This window comes from Litorerythrobacter xanthomarinus (assembly GCF_046254955.1).
Lineage (GTDB): Bacteria > Pseudomonadota > Alphaproteobacteria > Sphingomonadales > Sphingomonadaceae > Qipengyuania_C.
This window is the reverse complement of record NZ_JBJXRG010000001.1, coordinates 194,980-206,495: the sequence shown is the minus strand read 5'-3', so window position 1 is coordinate 206,495 and position 11,516 is coordinate 194,980. Positions and strand designations below refer to the sequence as shown.

The window sequence follows — 11,516 nt, the reverse complement described above, 5'->3', positions numbered from 1 at the left end:
AAAAGGCCGCCGGATCGCTCCGACGGCCTTTCCGTTTCAGTAACTCTGGCGTTTAGCCTTGGCGCTCGCCCGTGAGCGGCATGGTGCCGAAAGCGCCGGCATTGACGCCGCCGGTCAGCTGGTCACCTTCGACCGTTGCTTCGCAGTCGAGCTTCATCGGCATCGGCACGGTCATGTTCATAACCCAGGTCAGCTTGTTGCCGTCGATCTTACCTTCTTCGACATCCATCGATCCGGTTGCGCCCTGCATCGAACCGGTAAAGGTTTCGCCGTCGTCGCCGGGAACGACAGTGAATGTTCCCTTCTGATCACCCATCGGGCTCTTGGTCACGCAATCATAAGTTCCAGCAACAGACATCGTCTTCTCCTTCAGTAGATATCCTTGCCTGATCAATGGATCAGGTCGGCGTTGAGTTCCTGTTTACACGGGTGTCAGTTGGACTCAACCGTATATCGTCGTGCCGCGTTTGCCAGCACATTCTCGCGCCAGAAGTGCACCGGCTTGAGCTGCTGGTTCACATAAAGCTCCATCTGATCGGTGTAGTGCGGGCTTTCGGGCCGGGTCGTGGCAGCGCCAAAGGGCTGCACGCTTTCGGAGAAAACGCGCTCACCCGGGGGCCATTCGACAAACATGAGAAAGCTGTCGCCATGCACCAGTTGCAGGCGCCCATCGTCATCGACGCGCCAGATCGTCGAGGCCCGCAGCGTGTCAGAGCCACCGATGAGTGGCAGGTCGACATCGCCTTGCCGCAGGCGGAGCAGGTCCGATAATGGCGGATCGAGCCGTCCGAAATGTGTCTCGAGATGCGCTGTAGCCGCGGCGAGCTTCTCGCGCACGTCAGGCAGCGGCTTGTTCTGGTACTCCGCCGACATGAAATCCCTGAGAAGCAGATAGGCAAGCGCATCGGCGCGCCCGACATTGTCGGAGGTCAGATCCCATTCGGCCAAGAGTGCCTGAGCGCGCCCGAGCCCGGGATCATCGGACAAGTCGAGTGCAGCCACGTCGTCGAGCATGTCGGCGATGTAGCCTCGGCGCTCGTACGTCTTGTCGTATTTGATGCGCTCGAGATCTTGCCGATCAATCACCGGCGTTTCGCCCAGCAGCTTGGCAGCGCGCCACGCGCGATTGGTCGTTTTGTTTTCGACCCCCAGTTCCGGCGCGAAATCCTCCGCCCTCAGGTCATCGGCCTCGCCCGCGGCTGACCACGGCGCATTATTGGCATTGAACAGCCAGCCGCTCGCCGGATTGACTTGCTTAGGGACTTCGCTGAAATCGGCCGTGCCCTGCCAGATCAGCGAGCTGTCGTCGCCGGGGAGGACAGTGCGCCAGTTCGCGCCCTTCTTCCGATTCGGGAAGGCAGCATTGTAGATATAGGCGATATTGCCTTCCCTGTCGGCGTAGACCGAGTTAAAGGAGGGGATCTCCATTCGCGCCATAACTGCCTGCCATTGCTCGAAATTTTCGGCTTTCCCGAGGCGATAGAATGCATCTGCATATGCAATACTGTCGATCCCAGCATAACGGATCGCGAACCAGCCCTTGTCGTTCCGGATCACGGGACCGTGCGCGCTGCGAAAGAATTCGCGTTCGATCGGAAGGACGAGGGGGCCCAATTTTACCGGCAATCGCGCGGTCCAGCGTTCGAGCTCGCGCCATTCCCCGTCGAGCAGGTACCGGTATTCGTCACCGTCAATTCCGGGCGAGACCGCCACTTCCAGCTCATAGATATCGATCAGGTCAGGGCGATTGACCGTCCAGGTGAAGCCGAGGGTGCGGTTGTGACCCATGACGGGGTAGGGCGTGCCGACCAGGCTCGCACCGGCGAAATGCCATCCTTGCTCGCTCTCCACGACCAGCTCATACCAGGCGATACCGCCGCGCAGCGGCTGGTGTGTGTTCGAAACGAGCCGCGTGACGCCGTCGCCCGATCTTTCCGGTGCGATGGCGAAAGCATTGGATCCCGATAACGCGGCCATCTCGCCCCATGGCAATGGCCAATCGGTGCGCGCCTCCTTGGCATCCGCCTGCGGGATTGGTGGGCCGAACTCGGGCCGGAGTTCGTTTCCTTCGACAAGATCCAGGATGATGTTGCCGAGACCGTAAAAAAGCGGCTGGCGCAGCGCGAACCCCGCAGCGATGTCTTTGCCGTTGACCGGGAAGAGGTTGGCCAGCTTGATTTCTTCCGGATGGTCGCGGGCGTAGTCGTTCAGCCCGCTGGCATAAGCGTTGAATATCGCCTGCGTGTCTTGCGGCAGGTTGTCATAGTGGCGATCGGCCGTTCCGCGCGCGTCGAGCAGGTGATAAAGGTAATCGATGGCAGCGCCGTCAGGGCCGGCGATGGCTCCATAGCGCCCACGGGTCATTGCTGCGGTGTCCTGGAGCGTGAAGAAATCATCTTCCGCATGCGCAACCGCGATCCCGTAAGCGACATCCGCATCGGTTTTGCCGTAGATATGCGGCACGCCATAGTGGTCGCGCACGATCTCGGCCTTGTAGGCCTGCCGTGGCGGCTCTGCGGAGCGCTGTGCGAAGAAGGGCTCCCAGCTCGCCAGCGCGACAAACGCCGCGATCGCGAGCACGATCAATCCAAAGCCAATTCGACCCACCCAGCGCACTATCGAACCTCCACCCCAATCATTGCCGTCCAGCTTACACGAGCGTAACCGCAAGGGAAGACGCGCATTTTTGGGATCAGCCCTTGTGGTGTTGGCAGTGGGTCCCATATGCGAGTAACACACCGGAAAATTCCGGCCCAAAACCCTTGTGTTGCAGATTTGCAACACCATATGGGAGGTAAATTCGAATGAGGGAATCCAGATGAATCTCGAAAAGTTTACCGACCGCGCCAAGGGCTTCCTGCAAAGCGCGCAAACCGTAGCGATCCGTAATTCACACCAACGGATTACGCCTGTGCACCTACTCAAGGCGCTGCTTGAAGACAATGAAGGCATGGCCGCCGGGTTGATCCAGCGTGCCGGGGGTAATCCCGGCGTCGCGATCACCGAGGTCGACAACCTGCTGTCGAAGGTCCCTGCCGTTTCAGGTGGTGGCGCGCAGCAGACGCCGGGCCTCGACAATGACGCGGTGCGCATACTCGACCAGGCGGAACAGATCGCCGAGAAATCGGGCGATAGCTATGTCACCGTCGAACGGCTTGTGCTTGCGCTTTCGCTGGCGAAGACAACGTCCGCAGGCAAGGCGCTCGAAGCGGCCGGACTCAATCCAAAGGCGCTGGAGAACGCCATTACAGAGCTGCGTGGCGGCCGCACGGCGGATTCCGCCAGCGCCGAAGAGTCTTACGATGCGATGAAGAAGTACGCCCGCGACCTCACGCAGGCTGCGCGCGACGGCAAGCTCGACCCGGTCATCGGCCGCGACGAGGAGATCCGCCGCACGGTGCAAATCCTCGCGCGCCGAACCAAGAACAATCCCGCGTTGATCGGCGAACCCGGCACCGGCAAGACTGCCATTGCCGAAGGGCTCGCGCTGCGTATCGCCAATGGTGATGTGCCCGATAGCCTCAAGGGCCGCACGCTGATGGCGCTCGACATGGGCGCATTGATCGCGGGTGCGAAGTATCGCGGCGAATTCGAAGAGCGGCTCAAGGCGGTGCTCGATGAAGTGAAGGGTGCCGATGGGCAGATCATTCTCTTTATCGACGAGATGCACACGCTGATCGGGGCAGGGGCCTCTGAAGGCAGCATGGACGCTTCGAACCTGCTCAAGCCGGCGCTGTCGCGCGGAGAGCTGCACTGCATCGGTGCCACGACGCTCGATGAGTACCAGAAGTATGTCGAGAAGGATCCGGCGCTGCAGCGGCGCTTCCAGTCGGTCTATATCGATGAGCCGAGCGTTGAAGACACGATTTCGATCCTGCGCGGGATCAAGGACAAGTACGAGTTGCATCACGGCGTGCGCATCACCGATGGCTCGATTGTTGCCGCCGCGCAGCTTTCCAACCGGTACATCCAGAACCGTTTCTTGCCCGACAAGGCGATCGACCTGATGGACGAGGCTGCTTCGCGTATTCGTATGGAGGTGGAGTCGAAGCCGGAGGAAATCGAGAACCTCGATCGCCGGATTATCCAGCTCAAGATTGAAGAGCAGGCTCTCGGCAAGGAAAGCGACCAGGGATCGAAGGATCGCCTCGAAGCCTTGCGCAAGGAGCTCTCGGAGCTCGAACAGCAATCATCCGAGCTGACGACCCGCTGGCAGAACGAGCGCGACAAGATTCACGCCGAAGCGCGGATCAAGGAAGAACTCGATGCTGCGCGGCTGGAACTCGAGCAGGCGCAGCGTGCGGGCGATCTCGCCAAAGCGGGCGAGCTTTCCTACGGCAAGATTCCCGAGCTGGAGAAGAAGCTCGATGAAGCCGCTGGCCATACCGAAAATGCTTTGCTGCGCGAAGAAGTCACCGAAGACGATATTGCAGGCGTGGTTTCGCGCTGGACCGGCATTCCCGTCGACAAGATGCTCGAAGGCGAGCGCGACAAGCTGCTGCAGATGGAAGAAATTCTCGGCAAGCGGGTGATCGGCCAGTCGCAGGCGATTGAAGCCGTTTCCAAGGCCGTACGGCGCGCGCGTGCAGGATTGCAGGACCAGGGCCGTCCGCTTGGCTCATTCCTTTTCCTCGGGCCCACCGGCGTCGGCAAGACCGAGCTGACCAAGGCTCTTGCCGGCTTCCTGTTCGACGATGACGACGCGATGGTTCGCATCGACATGTCCGAATTCATGGAGAAGCACGCGGTTGCGCGTCTGATCGGCGCGCCTCCGGGCTACGTCGGCTATGATGAAGGCGGCGTGCTGACCGAAGCCGTGCGGCGAAGGCCCTACCAGGTCGTGCTGTTCGATGAGGTCGAGAAGGCGCACAGCGATGTGTTCAACGTGCTGCTGCAGGTGCTCGATGATGGGCGGCTCACGGACGGACAAGGTCGCGTGGTCGATTTCTCGAACACGCTGATCATCCTGACTTCGAACCTCGGCAGCCAGTTCCTCGCGAACCTGGGCGATGACGAGAAGGTGGCCGATGTCGAGCCGCAGGTGATGGATGTCGTGCGCGGACACTTCCGCCCCGAATTCCTCAACCGGCTGGACGAGATCATCCTGTTCCATCGCCTGGGCCAGGATCATATGGCGCCGATCGTTGAGATCCAGGTCGGCCGGGTGCAGAAGCTGCTTACGGATCGCAAGATCACGCTCGAGCTGACCGATGCGGCGCTACGATGGCTCGGCCGGGTGGGCTACGATCCGGTCTATGGCGCAAGGCCGCTCAAGCGCGCGGTGCAGCGCTACTTGCAGGATCCGCTGGCGGAGATGCTGCTGGAAGGCAAGGTGCCCGATGGCAGCACCGTGAGCATCGACGAAGGTGACGGCGAACTGGCGATAGTGGTGGGGTAGGAGAAAGCTCTCTAAAGTGGCCGGCCTTTCGGGCCCGAGAGGTCGAGCGGTCTTTCTCGAATCCATTTGGAAAGTATGGCTTTGCGTCCATTGGTCACGGGCAGCCCCGCGTGCCAGGCTTTCGGATTGGCTCGCCCCGAGTCGTCAAGGTTGTGAAAGAACAGAGCTTGCCCAAGCTTGCCGCGAAACTTCAGATCGATTCGGGGGAACTCGGTTTCACCACCCGCGAAATTATCTTCGATTGTTACCAGGAAGGTCATGATCCGCTGGTTGGTGTCGTGTGTCACCGCATCGGTGTGTAGCCTAAATTCCTCGCCGCGCTGATATGAAATAACCTGCAAGGGTTCCCCTTGCTCATAACTTGTTGCAGTCGCCGCGGCTATTCTGCGATTTATGGCATGCACGAAGGGGCGTTCGGCGACAAAGGGAAAACCGGTCGAGCGTGCCCGCCGAACCGGATCGCGCACGATTCTTCCGGTGCGAGGGTCTCCCACAGTAGCCGGCCTAAGCAGTGGATCGGCGAGTGCGTGGAGAAACTGGCATTCCTTTTTCGAGAGGAAATCCGGGATTGTTGCGATCCTGAATTCATTGCTGACCAGTTGACCAGTTGCCGCCTCACGCGGGTGTCCTTGGTCGTCGAGTTTCATATCCGAAATCAGTTCATACTCTCGACTGGCCATGGGATCATGTTTGGCTTCCGTCGAGAGAAGCGACAAGGCTTCCTGCCATCTCCGCCCGGATCCGCCTGCTCCATTCGCCAAGAGAGCCATAAAGCCCGCTGTCGCTTCCTTGCAGCCAAGCGAGGAAGCCTTTCCCAACAGTTCTCTCACGGCAGCCAAGTCTCGACGAATGATCTGACCCGATAGCCGCCAACTAGCAAGCATGGCGGCGGCATCGGCATTGCCGCCATCTATCTCTTTCTGCAGATACTCAACTGCATCAACAGCCTTCCCCGCCCGAGCCAGCGCATTCGCCTCGACAAGAGGGTCTGTAATGGGGCTTCTCATCTGGATGGTGCCAAAGGTTCGATGCGGATTGAAAACCTAGGCCGCATCGTCGGAGGCCAAACTTAACGGCACGTCGGGATAACTCGTGAGCACATCGCCCAGGGCATCCTTTAGCGGGCCGAGAAACGGTTCGTAGTTCTTCCACCGCTCCATCCCCTCACGATTGATGGGCGAGCGGACCTGTTCGGAACTCGGAGTGTAGACGGCGCGTTTTGTCTTGAAGAAGTTCAAACACGCTTCGTCGAAAGGCAAGCCGATATAGTCGAGCAAATCGCGGACAACGGTTTCCGTATCCTGCACCAAATCCTCGTAGATCACTCGATGAATTCGCCCCGGAAGAACCTCGTCAAAGTGAGCCAGTTGCCGGACGTATTCGCGGTAGAATTCGCCAATATGCTCCAGATCATATGAAAAGTTGATGCCCCAATTGAAGTGCTGGGAGAAGTTCGCAAATCCACAACCCAGCGGATGACGCCTGACATCAATGATCCTCGCGTTGGGAAGGATTGTGCGGATCAGTCCAATGAAGACCCAGTTGCTGGGCATCTTGTCGGTGAACATGGGGCGATTGGTGTGACGGACTCGCCTGGTGTATTCAATATAGTGTTCACCCATTTCCCGCGCTTGTTCCTGCGTCAGATGCGGAAGAACGTCTAACCAAGAGCCAGTGCTCCCGTTCGGATCGAGCGAAATCGCCATGCGCTCGATATCGTGCAATTCTTCTGTTCCCTCGATCTGCGGGTGGCTAGCGAGAATTTGCTCAACAAGTGTCGAGCCTGAGCGAGGCAAACTGACGATGAACACGGGATCTTTGGCTTGGGTGCCCCATTCATTGCGTTCGTTGAAGAATGATTTGTTAAAGACCGACTGGTTTTTATCAACGTGCCCCCGAATGCGGGCAGGATCATACGGAACCTGCTCCAATCTCGCTTTCGCACCAATCGAGTAAGCTTGAAAGGCCGAAGCGTATTGCTCCAAGTCGTCTAGCGCCTTTCCTAAGGCAAATTGCAGATGGATACGATCTTCGGCTTCCAGCCCCTCCGACTCCAAGGCCTCGCGAATGGAAGCAACATCATTGTGGTCGAATTCGACGGTTTTGAGGTTCGAGAGGCCCCACCACGCGAGTCCGTTCATGGGTTCTATCCGTAGCGATTTCCGATAGGCTTCGACTGCATCCTCTTGACGACCGATTGTCTTGAGCAAGAATGCGTGGTTTGCGTAACCGCGCGCATCCTCGGGATGGATGCGATGCAACTCTTCAAACGCTCTGTCAGCTTCATCGAACTTGCGTAATTGCTCGCACAGGGCTGCTCTTAGAGACAGGGCTGCAAGATGTTTCTGATCAATATCCAATAAGGACTCAATTGTCGCCAAGGATTCTTCGTATTTCCCTTGGTCTCGCTGGAGTTTTGCCAGGCTCTCGCGCGCCTCAACGTAGGTTGGGACCAAAACTATCGCACGTCGAAAGAGGTTCTCGGCCTCTTGCCGTGCGCCGCAGCGACTAGCAATTTCTCCCAGCATCAATGCAGCGGCGGGATCTTCCGGATCTCGCTTGAGATGCTTGCGGATTAAGACCTCGGCACCTTCCAGGTCGCCGGCCAGAAAATGCTTTTCCGCATCAACGAAAGATTGGCGTAGTAGTCCGTCGCGAACTGCCGCCAATTCAACAGTCGAGGCCTTAGCTGTGTTTCCGATGTGGCGAAGCGCACGCGCTTGCATTCGCCTTGCAGGTAAGAAATCCGGGTACGCCATTGAAATCTTTGCAAGGCGGTTAGCAAGCTCAACGGGCGCGTGGGCAAGCTCCGCAATTGTGCTTTGCAAGTCGCGGACAGCATTTTCATCCCAGGAACCTGCGATCTCGGTCACGATTACTCCTTGTGCGTCTATCCTCTGGCGCTCCGGCCAGGTCTAGAATTTAAATTTGCGCCGAATAAATAAAAACGGGGCGGACATCGCTGCCCGCCCCGTCTGTTGTCAAGTTCCTGATGGAACTGTCTACACCAAGATACAGACGATCTCCGATCAGAAACTGCGCGTCACGTTCAGGAACACCGAGCGGCCTACGATGTCATAGGCGCTCGACAGGAACCGGTTACCGATACGTGTGTACTGGCAAGCCGAGGACGGGCACGAAGAGATAGTCGGAGGCTTGGCATTGAAGATGTTGTTCATGCCAAGCGTGATCTGCGCCACATCTTCCCAGCGGTACTGGAACGAAATACCGTGTTCCCAATACTCTTCCGCCACCAAATCGACGTCTACTTCGCCGAGGAACGGAGCGGTTCTCCTGAAGTCTACGTCTTCACCGTATGCGAACACTTCCGAGTTCTGGCTCCCAACATAGTTTACACCATAGTTGATGACGAACTTCTCATTCGGGAATGTGTAGCGAGCGGTAAAATCTCCTACCCACTTCGGACCAGCGCCGAATCCCTGCGAGCCGAGCGTGCCATTGAAATCGAATGGCTCATTCTCTGCAAACCGCTGATAGATCTGGTCGATCATACGCGTTCCCCGCGCACGCAGCACCAGTTCGCCACCGGCAACGGGGCTAACTAGTCGGCCATCGAAATCGATGCCCACTGCTGCCCGCTGTGAGACGTTCAGATAAGGATTGTCGAAACGGTCGAGGTTCCCCCTCTGAGAGTCTGAAGCTGGAAGGCGCGGCGCGATCAGATCACATTCTGCGGCGTTCGGGAAGTCTGTCGATTCGTAGCAGCGGCTCAGGATCAGGGTCCCAAGCGTGTTAATTTCGCCACGAACCTTGAGATCCCAATAGTCGACCGCGAACGACAGATCTGAACCGCCAACAGGCACTGTCAGAATACCGCCGACTGAGTATGCACGCGAAGTTTCGGCATCAAGTGTCGACACGTTGCCCTTGGTGGTGACTTCCGGACCGGCAGTGGCAGTGAAAGCCAGCGCGGCTGCGTTTCCGAGAATCGGAGCAAGTTCCGACAAGCAGTTGTCATAGATTGGATCGCCGGGATTAAAGCGAGTGCCAAATTCAGAACACGGGTCGACACCAGACGGGAAGAAGCCAGTCTGGTCGGCTACGAACTGCTCGAAGAGGTTCGGCGCGCGGAACGACGTGTTGTAGCTAGCGCGGAACCGAATGAAATCATTCGGTGCCCACTGCCCCTTCACATTGTACGTGAAGTCCGATCCGAATGAACGGTACTTCGTGTAGCGCCCGGAAGCTTCCACCTGGAGCAAACGCGCAAATGGCTTGTCCACTACCAAGGGAATCACAATCTCGCCGAATACTTCGTCAAGCTTGTCCTTACCGGCGGTGATGCCTGAAGAACTAAAGTTGTACAGATTGGAAGTCTGTGCATCGATAGAAGGTACGGCGTTGATTTCATCTTCGCGGTGCTCATAGCCAAGAGCAACACCAACCGTGCCACCACCGGGAATATCGATCAGCGACCCATCAAGAATAATCGAGAAAGTGAGTTGTTCGAACTCGGTATTGCTCTCGTCTTCTTGCCAGAGATAGTTGTACTGGTTGGCCGGAATGGCTCCGTTCTGGAATGTACCGATATCGTATAAGTTGAACGGTACGCATGTCGAACCGGCAATAAATGCACCACCGGCATCGACGTTTGAGGCACATGTATAGGAACCACCTGCCCCTTCCGAATAGTCAGGAGCGACAACGATCAGTTCGCTTGGAGTGCCGGCAGGAGCCAGAGCCGTCTTAAGAGCATTGTTGAGACGGCTAAGCGTAACTTGGCGTTGTGACTGGAACCCCTCCGTTTTCGAGTACTGAAGATTTGCGTCGTAACGCCAATCACCAAGGCCGAGGTTACCTGTAAGTCCGCCATTCCAACGGAAGAAGTCGACTTCTTGGATCGACTTGGTCAGGCGATCGGGCTGAATGAATGGCACAAAAAGGTTGTATTGGTTGTCGGCGAGCGCATTCGGGAAAAACGGGCTTGTCGGGTAGCCAAATGCCGAAAGGGGAAAGCCAGCATAGCTACCGCCATAGATTTCAATATCCGGATCGACCTGTCCGAAGTCAATCGACAACTGTCGAGTAAATGAATAGCTCGACTCGCGACGGGTAAACAGGGCTTCAGTGTAAAGCTCCGCATCACCCAGCGCCCCGATCTCATATCCTGCGGCGAGGTAGCCAGTGTAGGTCTTGACCGGTGCCAAGACATCTTGCTGGAACTGAACCGGGTTCGGCCCAACACGGTCGAGCCCGTTTACTGGTGTGACATTGCCATTAAGGTCCCAGGTTCTGCGATCGAACACGAAGGTGTCGAAACTGAAGGCGAAGCCGTAACCGCTCGCGGTGCCCACGCCGCCATTGGCGGTATACGGGAAACACATGAGCCCAGCATCCTGATTGAAGAAATCGCGCGAACCGACTTCCTCACCTGTAGCAGGGTCGAAATATAGATCGCGAGGGCATTCGCCGAATGCCGAACGATCAGAAAGCTTCATGCCCGTCCGCTCGCGATACTCTGCCGAAAGAGTTACATAACCGCGATCGAAGGTCTTACCGGCAACAACTGAGCCGCGATAAGTCCGTCCGCCGCCGCCGTGGGCAATAGGCTGGTCGGTGAAAAAGTCGAGGCTGACGCCGTCAATTTTCTTGTCGGTGATGATGTTGATCACACCTGCAATAGCGTCTGAGCCGTAAATCGAAGAAGCGCCTTCGCGCAGGACTTCGGTGCGGTTTATAATGGCGCTAGGCAACACGTTGAGATCTGCAGTAACAAGCTCTGGCCCAACACCTGCTGGCGCCAAGCGACGGCCGTTGAGCAGCGTTAGGGTACGTGCCGCGCCGAAGCCGCGCAGACCGACGGTTGCTGCAGCGGTACCGCCCTCGGAAACGAAGCCGAGAAAAGAGCCATTGATCTGCGAAGTACCAGAAGTGACGGTAGAACCTTGCAGGATGTCAGCCGTCGAAGTCGCACCTGCGAGAACCGCATCTTCACGCGTGAAGACGTTAATCTGGCTGGCAGTATCGAAGTTGTCGCGACGAACACGAGAGCCGGTCACCACGATGGTGCCGGTGTCTTCTGATACCTGAGTGTCATCAGCGACCGATACTGGCTGCTCGTCTTCCGCAGCGTCTTGAGCAAGTGCTGGAGACGCGA

The 11,516-nt window shown here is 57.6% G+C and carries 6 protein-coding genes; 1 reads left to right on the top strand and 5 read right to left on the bottom strand.

All coding sequences use genetic code 11. The features are described 5' to 3' along the window. Positions 1–52 precede the first annotated feature (52 nt). Both ACEWMW_RS01025 and ACEWMW_RS01020 read right to left on the bottom strand, forming a co-directional pair. Entirely contained in the window at positions 53–358 is a 306-nt protein-coding gene (locus tag ACEWMW_RS01025) for a hypothetical protein (RefSeq protein WP_409412031.1), read from the bottom strand. Positions 359–432: 74 nt separating this feature from the next. Next, positions 433–2,616, bottom strand: a complete 2,184-nt coding sequence (locus ACEWMW_RS01020) for an acylase (RefSeq protein WP_409412030.1) — start codon at positions 2,614–2,616, stop codon at positions 433–435. A gap of 202 nt (positions 2,617–2,818) precedes the next feature. On the opposite strand from ACEWMW_RS01020, the gene clpB reads away from it, so the two are divergent. Further along, positions 2,819–5,398: an ATP-dependent chaperone ClpB gene (gene clpB / locus ACEWMW_RS01015; RefSeq protein ID WP_409412029.1), complete on the top strand. Its 2,580-nt coding sequence runs from the start codon at positions 2,819–2,821 to the stop codon at positions 5,396–5,398. Between the two features lie 11 nt (positions 5,399–5,409). On the opposite strand, the gene ACEWMW_RS01010 is transcribed toward clpB, so the two are convergent. From ACEWMW_RS01010 to ACEWMW_RS01000, 3 genes are all read right to left on the bottom strand, one after another. Continuing rightward, positions 5,410–6,405 carry a 2OG-Fe(II) oxygenase gene (locus tag ACEWMW_RS01010; RefSeq protein ID WP_409412028.1) on the bottom strand — a complete coding sequence of 332 codons (996 nt, stop codon included), beginning with the start codon at positions 6,403–6,405 and terminating at the stop codon, positions 5,410–5,412. A gap of 36 nt (positions 6,406–6,441) precedes the next feature. Beyond that, a complete protein-coding gene (locus tag ACEWMW_RS01005) occupies positions 6,442–8,271 on the bottom strand; it encodes a tetratricopeptide repeat-containing sulfotransferase family protein (protein ID WP_409412027.1) in 1,830 nt (609 codons plus the stop codon). Between the two features lie 156 nt (positions 8,272–8,427). After that, the gene (locus ACEWMW_RS01000) at positions 8,428–11,418 is read right to left on the bottom strand and encodes a TonB-dependent receptor domain-containing protein (protein ID WP_409412026.1); all 2,991 of its coding nucleotides are present in this window, start codon (positions 11,416–11,418) and stop codon (positions 8,428–8,430) included. Between the last annotated feature and the right edge of the window lie 98 nt (positions 11,419–11,516).